The organism is Verrucomicrobiota bacterium (assembly GCA_021413925.1).
GTDB lineage: Bacteria > Verrucomicrobiota > Verrucomicrobiia > Chthoniobacterales > UBA6821 > UBA6821.
In genome coordinates this window covers 32,656-58,319 of sequence record JAIOPL010000019.1, presented here as the reverse complement: position 1 = coordinate 58,319, position 25,664 = coordinate 32,656, and the positions used below count along the sequence as shown (strand labels likewise).

Genomic DNA, 25,664 nt, shown 5'->3' with positions numbered 1-25,664 from the left:
ATGTCCAAGGTCTTCGAGACAGGGGAAAACCCTACAAATGCGCCATCGTCGCAGCCATGCGCAAGCTCCTCATCCACCTCCAATGCCTCATCAAAAAATCACAACTCGCCCCTTGCTAAAAACCACAGTTGCTCTGCGGGAAAACTCAGAACTAAAGACCGGTGGGGTAGGTTTCGTCGACTTCGCCCGTCGTCCATTCCACGGTGCGTTCCAGCGGTTCCACCGCCCTGGTCTCATCGTAGTGAAGAATGCAATCGAACTGATCGGGCAGCGTCGACCTAAAGTAGTGGCTCTGTCGCTCCGTCTCGGGACGGTAGATCACCCCGATGGCACGCTCCAGACGCGGGTTCCGTAGGATCTGCTCGACCTTCGAATCGGCGTGGCAATCGAGCCAGAAGTTGGGGATGCCTGTTTCGTGAAAGAATTGTTCGTAACTGTCCGGGAGCGCCGCCCTGACCCGCTTGCGCTCTGCTGGGCCATCCCAGTCGGAAGAAGCCGTGACCGTTCCGTGATGCGTCGTGAATCCAACCGAAAGCGCCTCTTCCTGGAAATGATCCCGGACAAGCTGTCCGATATTGAATTCCCCCCGTTGCTTCATCGAGGTGGCGGAGGCATTGCCAAGATGGGAATTGTGGGCCCAGACCACCACCTTCGCCCTGAGTCGGGTCTGCTTGAGATGGTGTATTAAGAGTAGCAGCGTCTGCATCATGTGCTTGTCGCGGAGATTCCACGAGGAGACATCGTGGCGGAACATCGTGCGGTAGTATTCCTCCGCGTCATGGACGAGACGTGCATTCTGATCGGCATCGAAGAAATCATCGGCTGCACGTATGCCGTCCCGCCCCAGATACGATTCTCTTCGGACTTGGAGTTCAGCGATCGCGGCCATTACCTGCTGCTTGCAGCTCTCGGACATTCCTGATCCGGCCAGGAGGCCGTAGCGCTGGGTGTCGCTGTCATAATGGTCGAAACATGAGTAATGCGAGGCCACCCGATTCGCTGCCGCCGGATCGATCTTTTTGAGGGAATCAATCACAGCCTTCATTGAGGCGTTCAGACTGTAAAGATCCAGACCGTAAAACCCCGTTGCGAATTTCCCGTCATGATGTCCCTTCCGATGGTCGTCATCGACAGATCCATTCCAGTTCCTAAGCCAACCTATAAAATCGAGGACATCGCTATTGCGCCACATCCATTGGGGGAACCGTTTAAATCCCCCGAGCGCATCGATGGCCTCCGGATCGCCTCCTGCTCCCTGCACGAAGCGGTTCACCCTGTAGGCATCGGGCCAGTCTCCCTCGATAGCGACCGCATTGAATCCGAGATCGCGAATCAGCCGTTTCGTGATCTCGGCGCGAACTTTGTAGAACTCATGGGTTCCGTGGGAGGCCTCCCCGAGAAGGACCACCCGCTTGTCCCGCGCCCGTTCAATCAGGTGATCAAAATCAGCAGGGCCGCCGGTGAGGGGAATTACCGATTTTCGAAGGATCTCAGTCTCAGTTTTCATGGATGGTGTGTGGTTAGAGAGCTCTCATGGTCAGCCTCTAGTAGCTGCTGCACTTCCTCATCGGAGGTTTGGGAGAAATCCTCATACCAACGTCCCACACCGCCGAAGTCTTCCGGAGTCAACACCGTGACCACGTCGTCTGCCACGCGACGGAGTGATAAGACCACCGAGTGAGGGGCTACGGGAGAAGCCACGATGATCTTCCTGACATGGCGCTGTTTCAGTGAGGCGATCGCCGCCTGCATGGTCGCTCCCGTGGCAATGCCGTCATCGACCAGAATGATTATCTTCTCGCTGGGGTCTAGTAGCCCGAGGTTTCCCCGGTAGGTTCTTTCACGGCGAACAAGTTCCGCCTCTTCCTTGCGCTCGACAGACTCGACGGCTTGGGGAGTGATTCCGAGAGCGGAAACAATGTCAGGATTGATCAGGCGGATTCCCCCCGTGGCGATGGCACCCATGGCCATCTCTTCGTGTCCTGGAACACCCAGCTTCCTCACCACCAGTACGTCGAGTGGGCAATGGAGCACTGAGGCGATCTCATGGGCCACCGGAACTCCTCCTCGTGGCAGTGCAAGGATGAGCACGTCTCTACGATCCTTGTAGCACGCCAGCTCCAGTGCCAGTAGTTGACCCGCCTCCTTTCTGTCGTGGAATCGCATCACCGGATCCTCCCTCCCGTGCTCATAGTCACGGGTTCATGGACGGCGAATTGTTTCAGAAACCAGTTGGCTGCGAGGACCTCAACCTGTTCGAGAGTTCCCGGTTCCACGAAGAGATGAGTCGCCCCCGGGATAATCGAGAGCTTCTTGCTGCATGAGAGCTTTGCCAAGGCCCGCCTATTGAGAACCTCCACCTCCGTGTCATTTCCTCCCACGATCAGAAGGGTGGGGGAGTTGACATCGGCGAGGGCGCTCCCGGCAAGATCGGGTCGCCCTCCTCGGGAGACCACAGCCGCTATCTCATCCTGCAGTTTTGCCGCGGCCACGAGTGCTGCTGCTGCGCCGGTGCTGGCCCCGAAGTAACCGAGGGGCAGCTCGCTGGTCACCGGTTGAGAGCGTATCCAGCGCGTTGCCATCACGAGTCGCTTGGCTAGCAGTTGAATATCGAAACGGAAATCTCGTGTTACGTTATCGACCCGCTCCTCCTCCGCGGTCAGGAGATCTAGGAGGAAGGTCCCGATGCCACGACTGACCAGATACCTGGCGACAGCCCTGTTGCGCAGACTGTGCCTACTGCTCCCGCTACCGTGGGCAAAGAGGACAACACCCCGCGCATGGGGAGGCATCTTCCAGTCGGCAAGCAGGTAAGTCTCGGGGCCCAAGATGGGGATATGAGCTTCCGTGTTGAATTCCTCTTCGCTGAAGAGGTCATTATGATTTTCCGTCATAAGGAGATCATCCTCCGGGCAGGATGAGCCTTCAATTGGTAGAAACGCTTAGTTCCCCATGAGGGCGAAGCAATAGCCTTAGTGACTTCCGATGAGCGTCATCAGCTCTTCAAGCGGCATTGCTTTCCCATAGAGATAGCCCTGGGCGTATTGGCAACCAAGAGCGCGGAGATGGTCTGCCTCAACCTGCTCCTCGACTCCCTCGGCGACGATTAGAAGACCGAGGTATTTCGCAATACCGACGATGGTTTCGAGTACGGCTTTCAACCTCGCATCGCCCGACTTGATGCCGCCGATCAACTCCCTCGGGATTTTCAGCTCATTGATCGGGAGTCGGGAGAGTCTCACTAGATTGCTGTAGCCGATACCGAAATCATCGACGGCGACATGGATGCCCGCTTGTTGCAGAATCGACAGGTTCTCCCTCACCGTACCGTTCGTCGGCATGAGTCCCTCCTCGAGGATCTCGAGGGTGAAGGAGTTGGGATTGGCGCCCCCCTTTGAGATCTGGGCAAGAATCTTCTCCGCATAACCCACGTTAGCCAGGATGCCGGGGGATATGTTGAATGAAAATCGGAAATCCTTTCTCTGGAGTAGCGGTTCGATCTGACCCCTGCTGGAGTCGAGGAAGTTGGAGATAACGGCTTCATCCATTAGGGAGAGGGAGGTTGTGCGGATTAGAGCATCCATGAATTCCGCCGCAGGCAGGACGGAGCCGTCCTTCTGACGGAATCGCAGCAATCCCTCCGCCCCGTGGATCTTGCCTGTTTCCAGGCTGACGATCGGCTGGAAGAGGAGAAAGAGACTCTTGGTTTTCACTCCCTCAATGATCTCGTTATCCAGCAGGCTGCGTCGTTTCAGCTCCTTGATGATGCGTTCATCCACCATGAAGATGCCTTCGTGTTTACCGAGTTTGACCTGTCTCATGGCCTCCTCGCACTGGGCGAGGATATTGGCCGTGGTCTCCCCGGGGATTCTGAGGATTACCCCGCCGATCGAGGCGTCGACTGTGATGTCGAGGTTCCTGAGATGGAAAGGCCGCCCAAAGCAGCTCTCAATCTTTTTCAGAAGAGCGGGCAACTCTTGTTCCAACCCGGCACGACGCAGAAGTAGGAAGAATTTGTCACCCCCGAGATTGCCGACCAGATCATTCAGTCCGCAGAGTGCGTTCAGCCTCCGCGCGGTCTCAACTAGGACCTGGTCGGCCAAGTTCGCCCCGTAGGTGGCATTGAGTTGCTTGAAGCTATCCAGATCAATCGAGAAGAAGGCCGTTTCGGGAGCTTGCGGATTGATCCCGGCAATGGCTTCCTCAACCTTCTCCAGAAGAAGTGTCCGTGAAGCCGCTCCGGTCAGTGGGTCGTGGGTGGCCAGGCGCCGGAGTTCCGCATTGAGCTGTGATTGCTGCTCCTCGGCCTGACGCCTCGCTATGCGGTTGATGGACTCCGCGATCGCCCTCTCGACAGCTCCGAGTAACCGTCCCGATATCCTATCCTTGAGCACGAAGTCGGTGGCACCTTTCTTGAAGAGCTCCACGGCCGTATCCTCACCGACCGCTCCCGTCACGACGATCGCCGGCACACCTGGACAGATCTCCTTGGCCATGACGATGGCCTGACCACCGTCGAAATCGGGTAGCTTGTAGTCGACCAGGATGAGGTCTGGCAGGAAGCTCTTGAGTGCCAGCCGGTATTCCTCCCGGGTCTGTACCCGGTGCCAGACGAAGTCGAGCCCCCCCTTACGGAGTTCCCTGATCACCAGTTCTGCGTCGAAGTCCGAATCCTCCAACATGAGTATCCTGATAGTTTTGCCTGTCATGTGGTTCATGGTATTGCGGTTTGAACGGGCAGCTTGTTGAGCAGGAGCCAGTAGAAACCCAGTTGTTTGATGGCGGCTGAGAAACTCTCAAACTCCACTGGCTTCACGATGTAGCTGTTGGCGCCGAGCTTGTAAGATTTAACCAGGTCCCCTTCCTCCTGAGAGGAGGTAAGGATCACGACAGGCACGCACTTCATCCGTTCGTCACCTCGGATTCTGGCCAGGACCTGGAGGCCGTCCAGTTTGGGAAGTTTTAGATCAAGCAGGATAGCCTTGGGGAGGTTCAGGGGATCCCGGTCGCTGTAGCCCCCCTCTGCAAAGAGATAATCTAGGGCCTCTTGACCATCCCTGACATGGACGATGTTATTGGCCAGATTGTGCTCCTTGAGGCTACGGATGGTGAGGAGAGCATCGTTCGGATTGTCCTCGACGATCAGGATGTCGGTGGATTTGCAGTTCATGATGTTGGTTTAATGGATGATTGTGGAACGGTGGTTGCATGGTTCCCGTTATCAGGGATGGTGAAGAAAAAGGTCGCCCCCTTGTCCACTTCACCCTTGGCCCAGACTCGTCCCCCATGACGATTGACGATCCGTTGGGCCAGTGCCAACCCCACGCCGGTTCCGGGGAACTCCTCCTTGCTGTGGAGCCTCTGGAAGACACCGAAGAGCTTGTCGACATAGCGCATGTCGAAGCCCGCGCCGTTGTCCCTGATGAAATAAATCTTCTCAACGTGTTGGCCCTTGTTCAGCTCATCACCATGTTCAGTATCCTCTCCCGGCATGACGCCGATTTCGACCTCGGCCACCTCCCGATTCATGGTGAACTTCACAGCATTCCCGATCAGATTGACCCAGAGTTGCCTGATCATTGCCTCCGTGCCGAAGGCTGGCGGGATCGGATGCAGGTTGAGGTGGATCGTGCGTCCTGGTTCCTGTGCCACCAGCTCCTGAAAAACCTCTTGGGCCATCGTTCTCATGTCGATCGTCACCGCCTCGCCCTTCAGTCGGCCGAGACGGGAGAAGGCCAGAAGATCGTCAATGAGGCGGCCCATCCGATGAGCCTCGCCACGGATCACACCGATCAGGCGTCTTCCCTCGTCATCGAGCTTGGGTGCGTAGTCCTCCTCGACGATGCGTGAAAACCCATCGATGGCTCGCAACGGGGCTCTCAGATCGTGTGAGACCGAGTAGGAGAAGGAATCGAGCTCCTTTACCGAGGCCTCCAATTCCTCGGCGCGGTTCGAGAGACTAGCGTTCAGATTGCGAATCTCACCCACCATTTCCATCCCTTCGGTGATGTCGACATTGATACCGACGATGCGAATCGTCTTCCCATGCTCCCCTATGACAGTGGCGTCGGAGGCTCGAATGATCCGTATGGCATGGTCCGAATCCCGGATAATCCGAAATTCCCGCTGTTGATGCCCCTGCTTCTCAATGAGCTGGAGAAGTAAGGATTCCTGCTTCTCCACGTCGTCCGGGTGCACATGGCTTTTCCAATCCTCATATCTGATGACGCTGTTCCCAGTCTCCGGCATCCCGTAGATTGAGAACATCAGCCTGTCCCAAGAGACTTTATTGCTCTCGAGATCCCAATCCCAGATTCCAATGTCGGCAGACAAGGCGGCCATGCGCAGGCGTTCTTCGCTCACAGTCAGGGCCAGGGTGCGTTCCTTGACTCGTTGTTCCAATTCGGAGTTGAGCTTGAGGATTTCAGCTTCGGCATGTTTGCGCTCGCTGATGTCGTGAGCCACTTTCGAGACACCGATAACCTGGCCGACGGCATTCTTGATGGGCGACGCCGTGAGAGAGACATGGATCCGTTCTCCCTGCTTGGTCAAACGCTCGGTATCCTTGTGTAGCACTGATTCGCCACGTCCGATCTTCTCCAGAATATCATGCTCTTCAGCGTGATACTCCTGCGGGATCAGCTTCAAGTTGGAAGCTCCCATCATCTCGCAGGCAGAGTAGCCGAACAGCAGTTCCGCCCCGTGATTCCAGCTGGTGATCGTCCCATCCAGTTCCAATCCCAGGATGGCATCATCCGAGGATTCGACGATGGCAGCCAGGCGGCTGGCGGTCATTTCAGCCTTCTTTCTCTCGGTGATGTCGCGTGCTGCGGCCAATACACCCTTCACCTGACCATGTTTATCACGGTAGAGGCTGGCGTTGTAGAGCACATCGGTGACATGGCCATCGGAGCTGCGAATAGTTAGTGGAAAGTCTTTCACGAAACCCTCCTCGAAGACCTGCTTATAAACACTACGCGCCGCATCGGGGTCGGTGAAGTAACTCGAGAAATCAACGCCGACCAGCTCCGAGCGGGACCGTCCGGTGATCTTTATGGTGGCTTCATTCACATCGGTGATTATCCCATCGGGGTTGATGGCGACCAGCGGGTCGAGGCTCGCCTCGATAAGACTGCGCGTGTAGTTCAGGGTTTGCAGTGCCGCAGCGGCCAGTTTCTTGTCGACGCCGAGCTGGGCCAGCGCTTTTGCGTCTTTTATCTTTCTTGCGATCACTTCACTCAGGTCTGTAATCGCCATCCAGAGCTGATCCGAATCCCCGTTCAGCCCCTGCTTCCCTGCAGAAAGAAGTACTGGTACCTCTGTGTTATCGATGCCCTTCAGCAGTAGCTCGCTATTCTGTTTCGCACCAGGAGTCAGGTGGAGCAGCGAAGTCAGTACGTCTTGACTCTGCGGCGCGATCCAGTCGGAAACAAGGGAACCGATCACCTTCTCAAGCGGGGCCTTGAGCATGCCGGCAAAGCTGTGGTTGGCATACAGAATCAGCCCACTAGTGCTTGTGATCAGCGCGCCCTGTTGCATCGCCTCGATCAGAATCCGGTAAGAGCGATCTTCACCCTCGAGTGTGAAGATGCGTTCTTCGCCATTGACCGATGCCACCAGCGCATCCACTCGACCACTGCGTATGGCCTCCAGGGTTTGCTCCGCCTCAGCCAGTCTTTCCCGCAGCGCCAGGTTCTCGTCCTGGATTGCTAGAGAGCCGTTGTGTTGCTTGGACATTATCTTCTCCTCTTCAGGTCGAGCCCCAGGAGCACATGCTGGGTGTCAGATAAGTCGCCCACCACGCGACGCAGAGGCAGAGGCATCTCTCTGATAAGCGTTGGAGCCGCGGTGATTTGTGCCCCCTTCGCGAGTTGCGGCTGCTGCCTGATGTCGATCACCTCCAACTGGTAGCGGTCTGCCAGATGTTCCTCGCAGATTCGTTTCGCATTCTCGATGGAGCGCAGCGAGAGCGGCGTCATGCCGGCGATGTAGAGCTTGAGGATATAGGGCTCAGCAGTTTCAGCAGTCTTAGCAGTCTCAGAGTGCTCGCTCTTCCTTGGGTTCTGAGCATGAGAGGCTTGGTTAGAGGCTTGCTTAAGCCCTTGTGGTTGATCCTGGAGAGGTTTCCTGTTCATGCGCGCCTCTCCTTATAAACCTATGGTCTTTCCCGGAGGCCCAGCGCGATGAGCGCACGCTCTGTGTCGGAGAGATCGCCGATAATCTTGTGCACCGGTAGCGGCTGAAGGCGTACCAGGGTCGGGATCGCCAGGATCTGATCCTTGCGCGCGAGTTGCGGATTTTGCAGGAGATCAATGACTTCGCTCTGATGGCGCCCTGCCAGATGTTCGTCACAGATCCTCTTCAGATTGGTAATGGCCGCGAGCGACTTCGGCGTTTGGCCTGCCACATAGAGGCGCAGAACGTACAGATCCGGGCTTGCATTTCCGTGAGCCGCTTTCACGGTTGTTGCTTTCACGGTTGTTGCTGTGGCGTCCGGAGATTCTTTATTTCGATTTCCCTTTCTTGAGACGGTTTGGTGACCCCTGGGCGCTGAAATCCCTGCCGCGCGCATACGCCATGAGCTTACGTTGCTCGGCCGCAAGTGTCTCAATGGCTTCTTGTACATCGGTGACTTTCCGGCTCGCCAGCTCCTGCACTTTGAACTCGGCACGCATGGCGGCAATCTGGGCTTCCACGATGGAACGCTTGCCGGCCAGTAGCTCGCGGCCGCGCTTCAATTCCTGCTCGCGTATCAGTTCCGCGGCTTTCTCGGCCGCCTCCTGATTCACTCTGGCTGTGCCGGTCAGCACGCCTGACGGGCCGAGATAGACATCTCTCAACTGCACTCCGTGCTCGGTCAACAAGAACTCGCGGACCTGGTTGGAATGCACCATACCGCGCGACTTCAGGATGCAGAGAGTACGGTTGCGCTCGCCGATATAATCAATGTCACGGAGCAGTATCCAGGTGTCGATCAGTGACGAGATCCGTATGTCGGTCTGCTCGATCGGGCCTCCTCCCGCCGTCAGATTAGTAAACAGGCTGGTGATGCCCTTCGTCTTCATGAAATTCACCAGGCGCATCAACATGCCCTTCACGTCCATCTGATTGCCATCCACGACAAAACTGTTCAAGGGGTCGACCACCACCACTGCCGGATCGAAGTCGTTGATAGACCGTTGCATCATGAGTAGATGCTTTTCCAGGCCATAGGTAGTCGGGCGGTGAGCCGCAAACTGTAGCAGGCCCCTCCGCACCCATTGCTCCAAGTCGATGCCGATCGAGCGCATATTGCGGATGATCTGTTCAGCCCCCTCCTCGAAGGTGAAATAGATGGCGCGTTCCCCCATGCGGCAAGCGGCGTCGACAAAGTGCACTGCCAGACTGCTCTTGCCGGTGCCCGCTGTGCCTGAGACGAGCACGCTACTGCCCTGGTAGAACCCCTTGCCGCCGAGCATGGCATCCAGACGCTGCACGCCAGTAGGGACGCGGTGGGTTGAAACAAGATGTTTCAGTGTGGCCGAGGTGATCGGCAGGACGGTGATTGCCCCCTCATCGATCAGAAATGGATACTCGTTGGTGCCGTGCTCCGAACCGCGGTACTTGATCACGCGCAGGCGGCGTTCGGAGATCTGATCAGTAATCCGGTTATCGAGCTTGATGACGCAGTCGCTGATATACTCTTCCAGTCCCTGGCGCGTCAGCATTGCGACCCCGGGTTCGCCGGTGATGATGGCGGTCACACCTTTCTTCTTGAGCCAACGAAAGAGACGACTGATTTCGGCTCTCAGGAGTGGGGGGTTGCCCAGATCGCTAAAGAGCGATTCGATGGTATCAAGCACCACGCGCTTGGCATTGATGGAGTCGATCGCGTGGCCCAGGCGGATGAAGAGACCCTCCAGATCGTATTTGCCTGCCTCTTCGATCTCGCTGCGCTCGACGGCAATGGAATCAATCACAAGCTTCTTGCGCCGGATGAGGTCTTTCAGATCAAATCCGAACGCCTCGACGTTGCTGATGAGCTCCTGCTCGCTCTCTTGGAACGACATAAAGACGCCCGGTTCATTGTACAGATTGGCGCCATTCACCAGAAACTGCATTCCCATCACTGTCTTGCCACAGCCTGCGGCGCCGCAGACAAGGATAGGCCGCCCTTTTGGCAATCCACCGCCGGTGATTTCATCCAAACCGAGAATGCCGGTGGGCGTCTTGGGGAGTTGCGGTCTGGATGTGACGTTGCCTGTCTCTTTGCCAATTGCTTTGCCAGTTGCTTTGGGTTTCTGTTTCGGGCTCATTTTGGGGCGTATTTTGGTGTTCAGTGATTGGATAATTGAGGGTGCCGGAGAAGGGGAGGTGACGGTGTGTCAGGTATGGTCAGGGCTAGGACATGGGGGGAATGATTCACCATGAACTCGATAAGGCCTTCGATCGGCATCGGTTTTGCATAGAGATATCCCTGTCCGTGATGGCACCCGATGGAGACAAGGTAGTCGGCCTGTTCCTGATTCTCGATTCCCTCGGCGACAAGCGAGTAGCCGAGGGTTCCCCCCAGAGCGACGATGGCGGCCAGAAGCTCTTTATCCTTAGTGTTCTGCGGCAGGATTCCCTTCAGGAAAGCACGGTCGATCTTGAGCGTGTCGAACGGTATGGAGGTCAGGTGCTGAAGGTTGCTGTAGCCTGTCCCGAAGTCATCGATCGCAATACTCACGCCCGCTTCCCGTAACAGGTTGAGGTTTTCCATGAGTGATGCATTACTCGTGTCCAGGTGATCCTCGATGATCTCGATGCGCAGTATCCCCGGGGGTATGTTCGCTGTCTTCAGGCGATTGAGTGTGAAGAGAGCATATCCGTGAGTCATGAGGATTGCTGGACTCACATTGAGCGAGAGGCGGAATCCGGGAATCGCCGGCAGCTTGACCAGATGTTGCTGCACGATCCGGATGGCCTCGGCGACTACCCAGTCATCGACCTCAGTCATGAGGCGACTACGCTCCAGCGAAGGGATGAAATCGTAGGCATTCATGATGGTGCCATCCTTGTTCAATACCCGTAGTAGGGCCTCCGCGGAGGAGATCTCTCCCGTACGGAGATCCATGATGGGCTGAAACTGGAGAAGGAGCCGTTTCTCATAGACGGCTTGATGGATGTTGTGATCGAGATCGAGGCGATCCTTGAACTCCTTGATGATCTGCTCGTTGGCGATGCAGTAGCCCTTGCGTTCCCCATTCTTGACGAGGTACATGGACTCCTCGGCACGGCGGAGGAGTTCCGGTGTGGTTAGGTCGTTACGGTCCAGGATCGCGGCCCCGATGCTGCTGGTGATCCGGATTTCCAGATCTCCGAGCATGAAGGGCTGGGAGATATGCCTCTGAATCCGTTTGAGAAGAGGTTCCAGGTCCTCGCTGATATCGAGATGGCGTACCAGGAGGACAAATTCATCGCCACTCAGGCGCCCGAGAATGTCCTTTTCGCGACTGAGGCTCCGAAGGCGTTCCGTGACTTCGACGAGAAGGCGGTCTCCGATCTGGTGTCCGAAGTTATCATTCACCTCCTTGAATCCATCCAGATCGAGGAAGAGAAGAACCGCGTCGGGGTGACTGCACTTGGCCTCCGAGATGCCTTTCTGAAGCTCTTCCAGGAAGAGGGTCCTGTTGATCGCCCCGGTAAGGGCATCGTGGTTGGCCCGATACTTGAGCTCCATGGTGGCAAGCTCCCTCTCCGCGACGATCCCTAGAGTGACCGCCATGATGTCGAAGACTTCCTTGATCCGCGCGTCCGCTTTGCGGTGATCCGGATAGATCATTTCAATCCTAGCCACCAGCTTGCCACGGTTTCTGACTGGAACCACCAGGTAGGCATACTCAGGACCCGTGACATTGCTGGAGATGAATGCCGTCTTCTGCATCTCACGAAGGACCTTCGGCGACTGAGAATCAATCTTCTTCCAAATCGAGTCAATCTGAGGGTCTTCGGGAAGGCTGGGATTCATCCGGATATCGGGTAGTTCATGCGTCGTGAGGTTATTGATCCGACATGAGAGCCAACCGAGTGAGGAATCGAGATTGTTCAGGATGTTCTGGAGGGCATCGTCCAGGGAAATCGATAGTGAGGTCATCTCTGAGGACATGCTCAGAAGACGGTTATAGATTTGCTTTTCCTTCAGCAGAAGATGCGTGAGATGTCGGTTGGAGCGATAGACATCGAGGTAATCCATGACAATCCGGGCTATAACCTTCAGTGAATTGATCTGCTCCTCGGAGAGTTCCTTCGCTTTCCGGTCGATGACACACAGGCTACCGATCGCGAGCTTGTCCCCATTATGAAGAGGAACACCCGCATAGAAGCGGATATGTGGCTCACCCGTGACAAAGGGATTGAAGACAAAGCGCGCGTCCTTCCGGGCATCCGTGATGAGCATCACCTTATCCGCTTCCATAATCGTGTGGGCGCAGAAGGCGTCGTCCCGTGTGGTTTCCTCAACGTCGAGGCCGTAGTGGGACTTCAGCCACTGTCGATCACGGTCAATCAGTGAGATGAGAGCGATCGGGGATCCCGTGATCCGGGCAGCCATCGCGGTAAGTTGGTCCAGGATCACATCGTTCTCGGTATCGAGGATGTCGTAGCCTAGTAACCGGGCCATGCGTTCCTCCTCATGGGGATGAATCGGTGCATGGGATGACACGTGTGGCATCAGAGCCTGATCGGTGCTGCGCCGCATGGGGACCTGCTGATCGTGGGGTAGTGGAACTGATGGGACCGTCTGTTCGTGAGGTGGGGTAGCCGTGGTATTTTCTGGGACGGATGCACTCACAACTTAAATGTAAGCGTGCCTGTCGGATCGCACGATCAGTGTCATCTAAGTCAATTACTTATGTTTGCGGGAGAGGGGGATGGAATAGGGGGCTGAATGAATTATCCCGCAGAGGCGCAGAGAGGGGAGAAGGATTCACAGGGATGAAGGGGATAGAAGGGATGATGAATGTGGAACTAAGGAAGCTTAGGAATAACTCCCGCTGAGGCGCAGAGGCGCGGAGAAGACTTCACAGGGATGAAGGGGATAAAAGGGATGATGAATGTGGAATTCAGGAAGGTGAGGAATAGTGCTCCACTCTCAGTCCTTTTCACTTTCCCTCTCTGCGCCTCTGCGTCTCTGCGGGAGATCTCGGTCTTCATTCTCCGCACCTCTGCGCGGGAGATTCATCACTCCTTGTTCAGTGATTCGATGTCGATCCAGTCGACTAGCAGGGTTTGCTCACCAGACCAATCTGCTTTGCCTGACCACGGCATGCGTCGCATCCCGAAGATGACTGTGGAGGGATAGTCGGGAACCACGTCATCGATACAGGCCTGCTCAACCCCGTCGATGAAGAACAGGACACTCCCGATGCGCCACTCGATCGTGTAGATATGAAACTTGTCATCGCGGTGGGAGACCTTTTCCCCGTTGGAGTCGATGATCGGCGCACGAATGCTCCGCATCGGCAGGAGTGAGGCGTCGCCATTCTTACTCTCCCTGGCATTGGCCCAGGTATTGAGCCGGACATCGGTCCACCCGCCGTTCGTGCCGGTCATGTGTCCTGTCTCGGCTGACTGGGTGTCGTCCGGAGTGACCTCGATATCAATTTCATCCACCTTGGTTTTTTCACGATAGGTGAAGAGGACGCAGGCGACACCGGGGATGGCCATGTTCTTCGCCCGGATGCTGATCCGGTGATTACTTCCAATGGGCCCCAGGGAAAGTGTCTGGAAGGGGAGGAAGTCACTTCCGTCAGGGAGGTGTTTGATTTTCTTCGCGAGCGAATGACTCGTGACTGAAAGATGGGCGAAGCCGTCACCGGGAATAATGGATTTCCATCCGGCCACGGGAGTCAGTTCGTCAGTGTATCCCCAGTGGATACCATCACGCTCAGGGGGCTTCCCGGGGTTATCAAACCCCTCGAAATATTCCCCCGCCATGAGTGAAGATAAACTCATAAGTAGGAATAGGAGGAATCCGGATAAATGTTTTCCCGCTGCCGTAACGCAGGCCAATAGGCCGAGGCCGGGCAAGCAATCGCAGAGGCGCGAATATTTATCGGGAGGTTTTTTTATTTTATAACAAAAACTCTTTCTCATCCTCGTTCTAAGGTGCCGGGGATTTGCCTCTCGGATTTCAATCCATGATTAGCTAACTCTCGAGACAGGACGACTTCGTAAACGCTCTCCAAGAGGCCTGGGCCAAGTTCCCGATGGACACTGATCGCAGCTTCAATAACCCGTGTGCCAATCTCGTTTTTATTCATATCTCTAAAACCTCCGCGCCTCTGCGCCTCCGCGCGAGTCGATTCCCCGTTTCCCTGCTAGGCGGGGATGACGCGGGCTTTGCTGTTCTTGGGGACGATATTGCATGCGTCGACGATGAGGGGGATATGCTCGGCGAGTTGGGAATAATCGACTCCTCTGTGAGGAGTGCAGACGACAGCAGCAGTGTAGCTATTTAGTGTTTCTGGATTCCAATCGATGGAGTGACGTCCTGCCCATTGAGGACCGGCATGCTTTTCGATGACTGGGATGAAAGGATCATAGAAGTCTACTTCAGCCCCCTTCTCCTTGAGGATATTCATGATCACGTAAGAGGGTGACTCTCGGTCATCTGGGATATTCGGTTTGTAGGATAGACCAAGGATCAGGATCCGAACGCCCTGAATCGGCAGGGAAAGTGTATTGAGTCCCTCCACCAGGTGACTGACTACATAGAAGGGCATTCCGCGGTTGATCTGACCCGCAAGCTGGATGAAGCGCGTGTCGAGATTGAACTCACGGGCCTTCCATGTGAGGTAGTAGGGATCAAGCGGGATGCAGTGCCCGCCAACACCGGGGCCGGGATAGAAAGGCATGAATCCGAATGGCTTGGTCTTCGCTGCTTCGATGACCTCCCAGATATCGATTCCCATGGGGGTGTAGATGCGCTTGAGCTCGTTCACGAGGGCGATATTGATAAAGCGGAAAATATTCTCCGTGAGCTTGACTGCCTCGGCGGTGTCGCAATTGCTGACGGGGACGACATTGCTGACGGCGTGCGAGTAGAGTTCCACGGCTCGCTCAAGGCATGCAGGAGTGAGTCCCCCGACAACCTTGGGCATCTGCTTGAGAACACTCTTCTCATTGCCCGGATCCTCACGCTCGGGGGAGAAGGCAAGGGCGAAGTCAACACCTGCCTTGAGCCCTGATTTCTCCTCCAGACCCTTGCGAAGATCCTCACGGGTTGTTCCGGGATAGGTGCTGGATTCCAGGGAGACCAGCATGCCTTTCCTGAGAACTGGAGCGATCTCCTCACCAGCCGAGAGGATGAATGTGATGTCAGGATCGAGGTGCGTGCGGAGGGGGGTGGGAACGCAGATGATGATTGCTTCACTGCGGGCAAGGTCCTCCTTGTTCACTGTAAAGGTGAGGAGCTGTTTTCCGGTAACTGCATTGATCCTTTCGGCCGGGACCGTGGTCAGTGGGGAGTGACCGGACTGAAGTTCACGCACACGCTCTTGATCAAGGTCGAATCCCAAGGTGCGGCATCCGGCCTCGGCAAAGCCAACTGCAAGTGGAATGCCGACATAACCGAGACCGACAACGGCAACTTCATGTAGGGAATCTGCGGGTTTAGGGATCACGACTCTGTAGGCGGGATGGGTTTAGTTGATGTGCTCTAGGCGCCATTGCGTTCCATCGGCCTACCGAGGTCGTGCCTTCCTAGGAGAAATTGGATTGTTCCAATCACGCGACAGAGCAGGTGAAATTGATGAGGCCCCAGGTTGTCGAGGAAGATCGCCAGGATCAGGCGCCAGAATTCACGCCATCTTGCACTGCGCAGGCGGCTAGCCTCGGTGAGAAGCACGGCTGACAGCGAAAGGAAGACCCCCATAATGTAGGCCAGGAAGAGCATGGCGACGATCTCGAAGCCGGTGGCGATTCGCAGGACCAGACAAACAACCATCAGAATCCATGCAGAGAGCTCCACGATGCCCGAAAGTCCCTCGAAGAGCAGAAAGTAGGGCATTCCGAAGAGCCCAGTAGCACTGTAGCGGGGATTGAAGATCATTCCCCGATTGCGCCATATAGCCTGCAGTGTACCCCGCTGCCAGCGGTTCCGCTGGGAGGCATACTGTCCGATCTTCTCAGGGATCTCTGTGTAGCAGATTGCATCGGGGGCAAAGACCATCCGGGCATCCTCCTTGTTCCTGCGATCGTGGACGTGCCTGTTCAGTCGCATCGTGAACTCGATGTCATCGGTGATGGCATCAGGCCACGGGCCGCCGAGTTTCTCGAACAGGGTCTTCTTGACGAGGATCAGAGCACCGGAGATGCAGAGCATGCTTCGCAGTCGTGAGAGTCCGATTCTGGCCCACTGGAAGCTGCGGGCATATTCGATCTCCTGATTCATTCCAAGAAAGGTCTTGGGGAATCCCTTGGCGACGATCTCGCCCTCCACGACGCTCAGTCCATTCGAGGGCCTGACGACTCCCGCCACGGCTCCCACCCTCGAATCACGAAGGAAGGGGCGCGCCATGTGAAGAAGCGCATCGCTCTCGAGGACGCAGTCCGCATCGATGACGCAAAGAAGAGGGTAATGAGCCATGGCGACGCCGGCATTGATGGCATCAGCCCGGCGCCCGTTGTTCTTCTCTACCACGACAAGATTCGGATACTCAGAGGACTCATAGACGCCGAGGATAGGCTTTGTGCTGATAAAACGGCGTCCGAATCTCTCGATGCGGCGGAGTTTAAATTTCTCGGTAAGGATCTCCATCGTGTTATCCTTGGAACCATCGCTGACAACAATAACCTCGAACTGAGGGTAGATGAGCCTGAGGACATTTAGGATGGTGGAGCAGATGATCGTGGCCTCGTTATAACATGGAATGATCAGTGACACCGGCATGGTAAGCCGTGATTCGCCGATCCTACGGAACTCGGCGAAGGTGATAGCCCTATTATAACGTCTGATCTGAAGCGATCCGAGTAGCAGAAGCAGGAGGTAGATCGCGTGGAGGGCGATATAATAACCGAGGATGATCCAGAGAAGGATGCGTATGGTGTTCATGAATTTATCTCCTTGGTTTCCTCGTTTGATTGGATGATGCCGTGTTCCTGAAGAATCTGGCGTGCCATGTCGCGTCCGTACGCATCGACATGGTGATCGACGGCTTCTTTGAGTGCTGCGATCCCAGGATCCCCGAGAGAATAGAGGGCTTCTGCGGCGTTGAATCGGACCCACCATTCCCGATCAGAGAGGCCCTGTAGAAGGAGGGGAATCTGTTGAGTGGCGCCAAGTCTGCCCAGGGCCAGCATCACGCTGCTGCGGACTTCCCAGGAGGGATCCTCGCCCAGGGCGGCGATCTGGTCGGTCACGGAGTGATCATTGATGGAAGCGAGGGATCGGAGGACATTGATGCGGATATTTGCATTTTCATGCCGTAGCAGTCCGCATAGGGATTTTATGGAATTCTCGATCCGGAGTGATCCTGCTATGCGGGCCGCGATAGCCAGGGATGTTTGGTTCCCAGAGGAATCATTCAGGATGGTAAGGATCTGATCGCTGGCGGCGGGCCCGAGGATCTGGAGAACCTCGACAACCCTCCTCTGGGAGACTTCTCCGGGAACATCGAGTGCCTTGAGAATCGGCTCGACGGCATCCTGACATCCAAGACGTGCAAGCGAGTTTGCTGCTGCGAATCGAACTGCAAGTACATCGTCACGGAGTGCCGTCATCAGCGCCGGTAGTGCGGAGTCATCGCCCAGGTAACCGAGATATTCCGCAGACCTGAGCCTCTTTTCCCAACGCCTACTGGTGATGTGAGTCATCATTTTTTTCTCGAAGGGCATCAAGGCAAGCAGAGGAAGGAGTTTTTTACGTCCCTCCGTCCCGAGCGCATCAGACTCTTCCAGAAGAAGTTGGATGGCTCCGTGCGGCTCATACGCCAGAGCGGCTTTTGCAGCCTCGAGTGAGGCCTCCCCGGAGAGAAAGGATTGAAGAATCGGTTTCGCTTTCTTTCTGAACTCGGTATCACGGCGCAATCTCCGGTCCGTCGCTATTCTCAGGACGATGGTAATAACAAGCAGGAGTAGACTGAGGAGTGTCAGAATGGCCGCAGTAATGAGAACAATGGTGAGGAGGTTCATGGGATTAGAATTTCATCGAAAGGCCTATTGTCGGTGTGAGTTGCTGGTATAGCGGGGAGTTGTTCTGCGTGAGGCGGTAGATGTATTGGACGCCGGTGAAGAGGCTCAGATCGCGCGTGATAGGCTGGGTGAAGAAGATGGAATAGGTGTAGGCGGGACTGAGGCTACTGAGATTGCTGCCGTCAGCCCCGACTTGGGTATCAGGATCCGTACCATAGGCAAAAGCCATCGAGAGCCTACGGTTACCGGGCAGACCAAGATTCAGAGCTGCCGAGTAGTAGTTATACTCGAGATTGTTGAAGGCCCATCCGCGGACATAACGCAGCACCAGTGAGGTTGTATCCGTGAAGTTATACGCGATGCCGGGATTGATCTGGTCGAGGGGTCCCTGGATAAAGTTGTAACGCTGGTAGTCGAGCAGGAGTCCGAGGCGTGGAGCGGCCTGGTAGATGAATCCTCCTGAGTAGACCTGCAGTGCAAGGAAGGTTGGATCGGGACAGATGGAGATCTTTCCGTGAACCTCGAGCCATTTCCAGAGGTAGTAGGAGGCCAGAGCGCTATAGTAGGTGTTCGTTCCCGAGGGGGGGCGCTGCATGATGTCGATCTCGGCGCCGATCGCCAGGCGCTGGTTGACTCGGTAGATGAGGGAGGCATCTTCCTCCTGCCATCCCTGACGACCATCGTTGAAGAAGCTGTAATCGTAGTAAGTGACGAAGATCCAGTGGTGGAACCTCTCGACTGTTTCGATCTCCTCCTTCACGACCTTCTTCAAGGATTCACCGCTGGAGGCCTTGGCAATGACAGCGTGATGTGGTGTCACAGCTTTTTTCTGGAGTACACCCGGAGGCTTTCTGAGAGGGGTGGCGGGCAGGCGGAGTTCTTCCCTCACTTCGACGATGGCATTGAAGATCCCGGTCGGATCGGCGGCATCGGGAAGAGACTGCTCGAGCAGGCGAAGGCATTCCTTATCGTGGTAGCCGTTGGCGTAGAGGAACCAGGCATAGTGCTCTCGGAGGTCCTTCTGTTCGGGATTGCTTGCAAGCGCCTTACGGTAATCTTCGCGAGCCTGGAGAATCTGCTGCTGTCCCTCGGCTAGTTGGCCCTGTTGGTACGTGCTCAGATTTCCGCCCGGGTAATGTTCCTCCATGGGGAGGGTCTGCCCGACACTCCAGAGTGGTGTGTTACCCTCTCCATGCAGTCCCACGGGTAGTGTCATCAGCAACGTCATGAGCAGGAGATGAGCGAATAACGGGCGAATAGATTGAATTCGATGTGGAGGTGTGGTTGTCATAGAAGTCTTCCTCCGGGGACGAGGGCCGTGCGGTTGCGTTCGATCAGGTCGTCGATGGTTTTTTCGAGTGTCCAGATATGCTGGAATGAAGTGAGTTTTTGCAGGAGATCAATGGAGGGGCGTCTCTGAGTGACCTGCCAGAAGTTGCTTCCATAGCCCTTCTCAAAGGAGACAAATTCGATAGGAGAGAGGCTGCCGGAGCGCTCGATCACCATGCGTGCGAGATCAAGAATCGAGATCTCCCTCGGGTTGCCGACATTCACAGCGCGACCCCAGGACTCGGGCATTCCGGCGAGGATGTCGATGGCGGCCACCGTGTCCCGCACATCGCAGAAGGACCGCGTCTGGGTCCCATCGCCAAAGACGGTGAGAGGTTCTCCCGAGAGGGCCTGACTAATAAACCTAGGCAGGACAAAGCCGTAGTTGCCTGACTGTCTGGGGCCTACGGCATTGAAGAGACGTGGGATCGAGACCGGCAGGGCGTGGATCTCCCGGTAGGCCATAGCCTGAATTTCATTTGTCAGTTTACTGAGCGCATAGGCGGTGAGTCCGCCCTTTTCGGGAGCGTAGACCAGCTCGATTCCCTCGCTGAGAACAGCCTCATGGGAGTGGCCGTAGACGGAGGAACTGGAGGCAATGACGAGTTCGGGAAGATTTCCGCAACGGGCGATGCACTCCAGGAGTCTCTCCGTGCCGAGGACATTCACGCGGGTCACCTCGACGGGTTCTTTCAACACGCGGAACATCCCGACCACGGCGGCCATGTGATAGATACGATCGGAACGTGCTATCTCGGACTCAAGATCTGGCCAGGTAAGGATATCCCCCTTCTCTAAATGAAAGTTCCCTCCGCTGTCCCTGCAGTGGAGGCTATTGAATACCTCCTCAGACCCCGTGCTCAGGTCATCCAGGGCTACAACCGAATCACCTTTTGCAAGGTGATATTCCGCTAGGTGGGTTCCGATGAATCCGGCACCGCCAGTGATGAGGATATTCAAGGTGGGGGGAGGGAGTTGGGGTTATTCGGTGCGTTTCCGCCCCTTGAGAAAAAGTCTTGGGTGTCGGAAGCAGCTGATGGAATCGCCGTCCCCGTTCACGGCATTGAACTCACAGTGATTCCTGTCACTGAGCACGGAGACATAGTCGAGAATGGTGCGGGTATTGAGCGTGGGGAGGGGCTCAAGATCCCGGAAGATGACCATTGGCTTCTTCCCTCCATTCTGGAGAGAGAGGAGTTCGCTCAGCGAGTGCCTCAGGCCGGAGCTGAGCATGTGATTGCCGTCGCTTACCATGAGGATGATGTCAGGCATGACCCGCTCCACGATGTGCTCCCAGCTGATCCCATCGTGGTTGAGGACCGCGATGTTGAAATACTCGACGCTCGTGCTGGAGAGTGGGGCCATCTCTCGGAAAGCCGTCTCGATCCATTTCTTGCCAAGTTTTCCGGCGTCGACCGAGGGATAGATGCAGATGATCCTGATTTCGTAACCCTTGGGATAGGGAGGTTCTTCGGATCGCGGGCTTTGATGATTCACCGGTGATTCCGGCGACAGATGATGATTCCGTAGTCTCCGGATTTTCCGGAGAGTAATGGCATTCGAGGAAGATGGATGATTCATCGCCTGCCATCTTGCATCGGATCCCACACTACCGATAGCTGCTGTAATGCTTATATCTTACTAAGCAGAATGCTTAGACAACTTCCGCTTCGATATCAGCGTCCGCGTCAGCTCAAGTGCGAGGGGAGGCTTTTGTGACATCACGACGAGAACCAGTCTTGCCCGAACCGTTCTTAGGTTTCATGGGGGTTTCCCCATTTCCCTTCGAGTGTTTCTTGGGCACGAAATCGGCAACTGCTGTTGCCATCTCCGGCGTCGACCGTACTAACCCGTCGTCTTGACTGTGAGAAAGGGAATCCTCTCCGTAGAAACGCACGGAGTACGCATGGAGTGCCACCGCGCTCTCCAGGCCGATCTTCAATCGGATATTGTTACGGTGCACCTGAACTGTCCTGGGGCTGATATGGAACTTTTCCGCACTGTCCCGGCAGGAGTGTCCCTTGGCCATCAAGATCATGACCTCAAGTTCCCGATCGGTGAGATTATGAAGGTTATTATCGTTACCCTTCATGTTGTTGGCATGATGGACCATCGAATGAAGTGAATGACGCGTCAGGCGCGGATTGAGATAGAACTCTCCACGCAGGACTGTCTTCACGGCGTTCTCGAAATTCCCCATGGGATCCATCTTATGGAGGTACCCCATGGCTCCCGCCCGCAGGCAACGCTCCGCGTAAAATTCCTCAACATGAGCTGAATGAACAAGAACCTTCAGCTGCGGATAAAGAGGCATCAGGTGCTTGATAAGTTCAAGTCCGTCTTTGCCGGGAAGCTGGATTTCCAGGATCATAAGGTCCGGCTGCGCCTCGGCTATTTTAGTCAAGGCCTCCTCTGCGGTCGCACTGGCCCAGGCTATCTCCCAGAGGCCGATCTTCTTGATGAAATGGGAAAGGCCGATGCGACTGGAGGGCTGGCTATCAACAATAGCAATCCGAGGCTTGGTACAAACCGACGCCATTCTTTTTCTTGGAGGGATGGTTGTTGCTTTCGTGCTCATGTCAGCGGGTTTTTTGTGAAGATCTCCCGGATTGTTTCTTGGAGATGGGTCGCCGTGTTTTCGTGAGGGATGTCTTTGGAGGTGGTTTGGGAAGTGATGTTGGCAGAGCTTCTTTGGGGACCAGTTTGCCCTCGTCAGCGGCACTCACGACGGGGGTTGGATCAAAGTTCAGGCCATCCCCGTAGAAACGGACGGCATAGGCATGGAGCCTGGCAGCCGAATCCAAGCAAAGTTTTTGCCTTATGTTGGTGCGGTGTACCTGCACGGTCCGGGGGCTTATCTGAAGCTTGCTCGAAGTGTCCTGACAGGAATCTCCCTGCGCCATGAGCATGATGATCTCAAGCTCTCGGTCAGTGAGTTGGCGATGAGCATCGTTGTTCATTCCTTGATGACCCGGTGTGAGGGAGAGAAGCGCTGAACTCGCAACGCGAGTGCTGAGGTAGACCTCACCGCGGAGGATTGTTTCCAGCGCAGGCAGGAGGAGTCCCATCGGTTCGGTCTTGTGCAGGAAACCCATGGCTCCAGCCTGGAGGCATCGTCGGGCGTAGAAGTCCTCGTTCAGTGACGAATGAACGAGAATCTTGATGGTCGGGTATAGGGGGCGAAGGTTCTTGATGAACTCGAGCCCGTCCTGCCCCGTCAACTGGATCTCCACAATGAGGATGTCAGGCGAGTCTGCTTCTATCTTCTCCAACCCTTCCCTGGCTGTCGAGCTGGCCCAGGCGATCAGAAGCTTTCCGCTCGCGAGAATGTGTTTGGAAAGGCCGATCCTGCAACTGGCCAGACTGTCAACAATGGCCACTCTAGCCCCGGAGGGCTTCAGTGAGCTGTGTGATGCAGGCTTCATGGGGAGGATCCTACGAGAACTGTTAACTACTTATTAACTACAGAACCTTCGCACGATAATGTCAACCATCATATTTCACAGTACGCTCACACAATTTCCTGTGCTCATGGTAGTGATTGAGGTTCCGAAGGATATTCCTGGGGGTTACTTTTAAAAAAATACAAGCACGAGCAGCCCCCCAGCCACCCGTGCTTGCTTCCCTCCCGGGTAAATAAATACCCGGGAAAACTCAGTTCACATCCAGCATTGGTTTGAGCGCAGCTTCCTTCTCTTCATCAGTGCTCTGGGTGAAGGTACCATGATGATACCTTTGGCATCTTCGAGTGCATCGACATCTTCAGTATCTTCAGCATCCTCTTCCTCCTCAATGACTCCATCAGCGCATGCTACATTTCTGCGGCGACGATGGAGGAGCAGAGCACCGAACAGGCCAACGCCTAGCAGCGCATAGGTAGAGGGTTCGGGAACCGCATTGATGGTGCTGCCCGTGATCTTGATGCTATCGTTACCTCCGTAGAGACGTCCGTAGAGGGTTGTCGTGTCGACATCGATCTGGCCATTGGGGTTAAGGAACACACCCGAGAAGCTGTTTTCTGGAAGGAAGGAGTTGAGTCCCATTGGCACACCGCTGCCGACGGTATTCCAGAGAACCTGGTCGGAGGTCAACCCACCCGTCAGTACAATCCTGCCGCTTCCGAGGCCCCAGCCGGCAGCCGTGCCAAATCCAACAAAGTTCAGAACAATGGATTGACCCAAACTCTGACCGTCTAGGGTCAGGACTGAATTGCCATTGAAATTAAAGTTGGTGGAGACATTGAAAACTCGGTTTCCCCCGCTCAGAAAGCCGCTTGAGGCGAGGATTGTCTGTGAAGATGCCGTATTATTAATCGTAAGCGAGTTTCCTGTGATAGCGCCCAGTGTTGCGGAGAGATTCGCCAAGTAGGCGTAGTCCGTGTTCACCGCTGCGATGTTGCCGGAGGTCGTTCCTATGATCGTACTCCCAGACCCCGTTACAATGGCAGTTGAAGCGAAATCAACATCACCGTTCTCAAGGGAATTGGATGCTACAAGTGAAGGAGTCAGTCCTCCCTGTGATCCGATCCCAATGTTCCCGTTATTGGTGGAATTGACCATTTTCACAGCGCCGCCGTTGCCTGACTGGAGCACACTATAGTTGGCGGCTCCCCCCAGGCTGAATTGTGCTTGAGCGTTTGTCGCCGAGAGAACTCCCAGGATCATCGCGCAGAGACTTCCTATCCTCCAATGCGGAAGGAAGGATGACTTGGGTTGCTTTCTTCCCGCTTGGTTTACTTGTTTATTTGTTGTGTTGGTTGTTTTCATAACGAGACCAACCTTAAACCCGCCAAGAGACTCCTGAATATTGGCTGAATGTGCTAACGCGCCCTATGAATCGCCACTACGGCATCTAATGGTTTTAACCATGCCTCCTGCAGATCGATGACCGAGAGATGAAGTGGGGAGGGGGTGATCCCGCTGAGGAGGAGAGGAGGGATTTCATCTGGAATTGCTTGATTGCTAAAGCAGGCGCTCATCAGCAGGCCTGCGTGGCATATTACAGATGGTTTCTGATTTATTCTCCCGCAGTCGCGCAGAGGCGCAGAGAAAATCAATAAAGAGCAGCGGGAGATCTCATTCTTCTTCGCTGAATTGGTATGAAATCAGGCGGAGAGTGCTATTCCGGATTCTGATACGCGGAGGTTTTATTCTTCGCCACTATCAACAATACCGCTATTTGACCCGTCCTGGTTATTCTCGCCTAGTTGTTGATTTCTGGTTGCTAGTTGCTGGGCATTAGAACTACTGGATGGCGGACGCTGCTCACCCTCCTGCTTAAGATTGCGTTGACGGATCTGGGCGTTGAGTTCCCGGAACTTTCGGAGATGGCGAGGCATAATGTTATAGGGGGTATAACCAACCGGTACCTGCAATGTAATCATGTAGGACCTGTTTGCGGTCAAGAAAAAAACCCGTTCCACCTCTTGAGAGTGGAACAGGTTGAGTTTTGGAGATTTCGGTTCCTGGTGATCAGCTCATGTGGCGACGACCGTATGCTATGGCTAGAATCAGCGCACCTAATCCCATGAATGCATAGGGAGCAGGCTCGGGAATATCCGTGATGGTGTTGGTATCGAGGACTGGCGGGATGTTGGTGGTTGAGAGAAGTGCAAGACCGTCCTTGATGAAGTATTGATCGGATCCCTGTGTGCCGGCAGGAGATGTCAGAGCGGCCGTGTAGGTGACTCCATTGGAGAGTGCTACCGGAGCATTGCTTCCAGAGGAGTTGGTGAACTGGAAGATCACGGGATTGTACGACTGTCCCTGCGGCGGATTCTGGATATTGAATTGAGCATTCGAGAGCGTAATGTTCGTGATCAGAGCTGCACTGTTGGAGCCCGAAAAGAGATCCGTTGGAGTGAGGGCCCCATAGTAGAGCGAGAAGGTGAGGTCCGCCACCGTTGACGACCCGGACTTCATCACGAAATCTCCCCCCCAGATGTTCACGTCGGTATTGGCAATGAATATCCAGGAACTCAGGTGATTGGTGTCGATTGTGGTATTGGCCCCCGTGATATCGGTGGCGATGTACCAGTTATTGGTATCTCCTCGGAGTGATGTGCCTGCGCTAAGCAGTAAAGGCAGTAAAACTCCACCAAGCAGGAGTGTCTTCCGTGTCAGACTATGGATGGTTTTTTTCATAACGTTGCCACATTAAAACCGGCCGGTGTTCGCGTCTAT

General features: G+C 55.3%; 22 protein-coding genes. All 22 read right to left on the bottom strand.

Annotated elements, in window-relative coordinates; genetic code table 11:
• Nucleotides 1-151 precede the first annotated feature (151 nt).
• Nucleotides 152-1,507 (bottom strand): erythromycin esterase family protein, encoded by a 1,356-nt coding sequence (locus tag K8R57_08825; protein ID MCE9588402.1) that lies wholly within the window; start codon nucleotides 1,505-1,507, stop codon nucleotides 152-154.
• On the bottom strand, nucleotides 1,504-2,166 hold the full coding sequence (locus K8R57_08820) for a phosphoribosyltransferase (protein MCE9588401.1): 663 nt from the start codon (nucleotides 2,164-2,166) through the stop codon (nucleotides 1,504-1,506). The genes K8R57_08825 and K8R57_08820 overlap by 4 nt, the downstream gene beginning before the upstream one ends.
• Nucleotides 2,166-2,894, bottom strand: a complete 729-nt coding sequence (locus K8R57_08815; GenBank protein MCE9588400.1) for a lysophospholipase — start codon at nucleotides 2,892-2,894, stop codon at nucleotides 2,166-2,168. The genes K8R57_08820 and K8R57_08815 overlap by 1 nt, the downstream gene beginning before the upstream one ends.
• A gap of 78 nt (nucleotides 2,895-2,972) precedes the next feature.
• Nucleotides 2,973-4,718, bottom strand: coding sequence for a GGDEF domain-containing response regulator (locus tag K8R57_08810; protein MCE9588399.1), 1,746 nt, complete (start codon nucleotides 4,716-4,718; stop codon nucleotides 2,973-2,975).
• Nucleotides 4,715-5,170 (bottom strand): response regulator, encoded by a 456-nt coding sequence (locus tag K8R57_08805; GenBank protein ID MCE9588398.1) that lies wholly within the window; start codon nucleotides 5,168-5,170, stop codon nucleotides 4,715-4,717. The genes K8R57_08810 and K8R57_08805 overlap by 4 nt, the downstream gene beginning before the upstream one ends.
• On the bottom strand, nucleotides 5,167-7,737 hold the full coding sequence (locus tag K8R57_08800; GenBank protein MCE9588397.1) for a PAS domain S-box protein: 2,571 nt from the start codon (nucleotides 7,735-7,737) through the stop codon (nucleotides 5,167-5,169). Before K8R57_08800 ends, K8R57_08805 begins: the two co-directional genes overlap by 4 nt.
• Nucleotides 7,737-8,135 carry a circadian clock KaiB family protein gene (locus K8R57_08795; protein ID MCE9588396.1) on the bottom strand — a complete coding sequence of 133 codons (399 nt, stop codon included), beginning with the start codon at nucleotides 8,133-8,135 and terminating at the stop codon, nucleotides 7,737-7,739. Before K8R57_08795 ends, K8R57_08800 begins: the two co-directional genes overlap by 1 nt.
• 20 nt (nucleotides 8,136-8,155) lie before the next feature.
• On the bottom strand, nucleotides 8,156-8,572 hold the full coding sequence (locus K8R57_08790) for a circadian clock KaiB family protein (protein MCE9588395.1): 417 nt from the start codon (nucleotides 8,570-8,572) through the stop codon (nucleotides 8,156-8,158).
• The gene (kaiC, locus tag K8R57_08785; GenBank protein ID MCE9588394.1) at nucleotides 8,505-10,295 is read right to left on the bottom strand and encodes a circadian clock protein KaiC; all 1,791 of its coding nucleotides are present in this window, start codon (nucleotides 10,293-10,295) and stop codon (nucleotides 8,505-8,507) included. Before kaiC ends, K8R57_08790 begins: the two co-directional genes overlap by 68 nt.
• A 20-nt stretch (nucleotides 10,296-10,315) precedes the next feature.
• Nucleotides 10,316-12,691: a sensor domain-containing phosphodiesterase gene (locus K8R57_08780; protein ID MCE9588393.1), complete on the bottom strand. Its 2,376-nt coding sequence runs from the start codon at nucleotides 12,689-12,691 to the stop codon at nucleotides 10,316-10,318.
• 509 nt (nucleotides 12,692-13,200) lie between these two features.
• Entirely contained in the window at nucleotides 13,201-13,974 is a 774-nt protein-coding gene (locus K8R57_08775) for a glycoside hydrolase family 16 protein (protein ID MCE9588392.1), read from the bottom strand.
• Between the two features lie 137 nt (nucleotides 13,975-14,111).
• Nucleotides 14,112-14,282 (bottom strand): GxxExxY protein, encoded by a 171-nt coding sequence (locus tag K8R57_08770; GenBank protein MCE9588391.1) that lies wholly within the window; start codon nucleotides 14,280-14,282, stop codon nucleotides 14,112-14,114.
• Between the two features lie 57 nt (nucleotides 14,283-14,339).
• Complete coding sequence (locus K8R57_08765; protein ID MCE9588390.1) at nucleotides 14,340-15,641, bottom strand: nucleotide sugar dehydrogenase; 1,302 nt, start codon at nucleotides 15,639-15,641, stop codon at nucleotides 14,340-14,342.
• A 38-nt stretch (nucleotides 15,642-15,679) separates the two neighbouring features.
• Nucleotides 15,680-17,074 (bottom strand): glycosyltransferase, encoded by a 1,395-nt coding sequence (locus K8R57_08760; GenBank protein MCE9588389.1) that lies wholly within the window; start codon nucleotides 17,072-17,074, stop codon nucleotides 15,680-15,682.
• On the bottom strand, nucleotides 17,071-18,153 hold the full coding sequence (locus tag K8R57_08755; GenBank protein MCE9588388.1) for a HEAT repeat domain-containing protein: 1,083 nt from the start codon (nucleotides 18,151-18,153) through the stop codon (nucleotides 17,071-17,073). The genes K8R57_08760 and K8R57_08755 overlap by 4 nt, the downstream gene beginning before the upstream one ends.
• A gap of 4 nt (nucleotides 18,154-18,157) precedes the next feature.
• Entirely contained in the window at nucleotides 18,158-19,381 is a 1,224-nt protein-coding gene (locus tag K8R57_08750; GenBank protein MCE9588387.1) for a hypothetical protein, read from the bottom strand.
• Between the two features lie 59 nt (nucleotides 19,382-19,440).
• On the bottom strand, nucleotides 19,441-20,442 hold the full coding sequence (locus K8R57_08745) for an NAD-dependent epimerase/dehydratase family protein (protein ID MCE9588386.1): 1,002 nt from the start codon (nucleotides 20,440-20,442) through the stop codon (nucleotides 19,441-19,443).
• 21 nt (nucleotides 20,443-20,463) lie between these two features.
• A complete protein-coding gene (locus K8R57_08740) occupies nucleotides 20,464-20,979 on the bottom strand; it encodes a hypothetical protein (GenBank protein MCE9588385.1) in 516 nt (171 codons plus the stop codon).
• Nucleotides 20,980-21,175: 196 nt separating this feature from the next.
• Nucleotides 21,176-22,060 (bottom strand): response regulator transcription factor, encoded by an 885-nt coding sequence (locus K8R57_08735; GenBank protein MCE9588384.1) that lies wholly within the window; start codon nucleotides 22,058-22,060, stop codon nucleotides 21,176-21,178.
• Between the two features lies 1 nt (nucleotide 22,061).
• Nucleotides 22,062-22,907 (bottom strand): response regulator transcription factor, encoded by an 846-nt coding sequence (locus K8R57_08730; GenBank protein MCE9588383.1) that lies wholly within the window; start codon nucleotides 22,905-22,907, stop codon nucleotides 22,062-22,064.
• Nucleotides 22,908-23,141: 234 nt separating this feature from the next.
• Nucleotides 23,142-24,248, bottom strand: coding sequence for a PEP-CTERM sorting domain-containing protein (locus K8R57_08725; protein MCE9588382.1), 1,107 nt, complete (start codon nucleotides 24,246-24,248; stop codon nucleotides 23,142-23,144).
• Between the two features lie 705 nt (nucleotides 24,249-24,953).
• Nucleotides 24,954-25,625, bottom strand: a complete 672-nt coding sequence (locus K8R57_08720) for a hypothetical protein (GenBank protein ID MCE9588381.1) — start codon at nucleotides 25,623-25,625, stop codon at nucleotides 24,954-24,956.
• Between the last annotated feature and the right edge of the window lie 39 nt (nucleotides 25,626-25,664).

Bases quoted from the DNA above. Each gene is read 5' to 3' on its own strand.
- K8R57_08825 (MCE9588402.1), bottom strand. From the start codon at position 1,507: ATGAAAACTGAGACTGAGATCCTTCGAAAATCGGTAATTCCCCTCACC.
- K8R57_08820 (MCE9588401.1), bottom strand. From the start codon at position 2,166: ATGCGATTCCACGACAGAAAGGAGGCGGGTCAACTACTGGCACTGGAG.
- K8R57_08815 (MCE9588400.1), bottom strand. From the start codon at position 2,894: ATGACGGAAAATCATAATGACCTCTTCAGCGAAGAGGAATTCAACACG.
- K8R57_08810 (MCE9588399.1), bottom strand. From the start codon at position 4,718: ATGAACCACATGACAGGCAAAACTATCAGGATACTCATGTTGGAGGAT.
- K8R57_08805 (MCE9588398.1), bottom strand. From the start codon at position 5,170: ATGAACTGCAAATCCACCGACATCCTGATCGTCGAGGACAATCCGAAC.
- K8R57_08800 (MCE9588397.1), bottom strand. From the start codon at position 7,737: ATGTCCAAGCAACACAACGGCTCTCTAGCAATCCAGGACGAGAACCTG.
- K8R57_08795 (MCE9588396.1), bottom strand. From the start codon at position 8,135: ATGAACAGGAAACCTCTCCAGGATCAACCACAAGGGCTTAAGCAAGCC.
- K8R57_08790 (MCE9588395.1), bottom strand. From the start codon at position 8,572: ATGCGCGCGGCAGGGATTTCAGCGCCCAGGGGTCACCAAACCGTCTCA.
- kaiC (MCE9588394.1), bottom strand. From the start codon at position 10,295: ATGAGCCCGAAACAGAAACCCAAAGCAACTGGCAAAGCAATTGGCAAA.
- K8R57_08780 (MCE9588393.1), bottom strand. From the start codon at position 12,691: ATGCCACACGTGTCATCCCATGCACCGATTCATCCCCATGAGGAGGAA.
- K8R57_08775 (MCE9588392.1), bottom strand. From the start codon at position 13,974: ATGAGTTTATCTTCACTCATGGCGGGGGAATATTTCGAGGGGTTTGAT.
- K8R57_08770 (MCE9588391.1), bottom strand. From the start codon at position 14,282: ATGAATAAAAACGAGATTGGCACACGGGTTATTGAAGCTGCGATCAGT.
- K8R57_08760 (MCE9588389.1), bottom strand. From the start codon at position 17,074: ATGAACACCATACGCATCCTTCTCTGGATCATCCTCGGTTATTATATC.
- K8R57_08755 (MCE9588388.1), bottom strand. From the start codon at position 18,153: ATGAACCTCCTCACCATTGTTCTCATTACTGCGGCCATTCTGACACTC.
- K8R57_08750 (MCE9588387.1), bottom strand. From the start codon at position 19,381: ATGACGTTGCTGATGACACTACCCGTGGGACTGCATGGAGAGGGTAAC.
- K8R57_08735 (MCE9588384.1), bottom strand. From the start codon at position 22,060: ATGAGCACGAAAGCAACAACCATCCCTCCAAGAAAAAGAATGGCGTCG.
- K8R57_08730 (MCE9588383.1), bottom strand. From the start codon at position 22,907: ATGAAGCCTGCATCACACAGCTCACTGAAGCCCTCCGGGGCTAGAGTG.
- K8R57_08725 (MCE9588382.1), bottom strand. From the start codon at position 24,248: ATGAAAACAACCAACACAACAAATAAACAAGTAAACCAAGCGGGAAGA.
- K8R57_08720 (MCE9588381.1), bottom strand. From the start codon at position 25,625: ATGAAAAAAACCATCCATAGTCTGACACGGAAGACACTCCTGCTTGGT.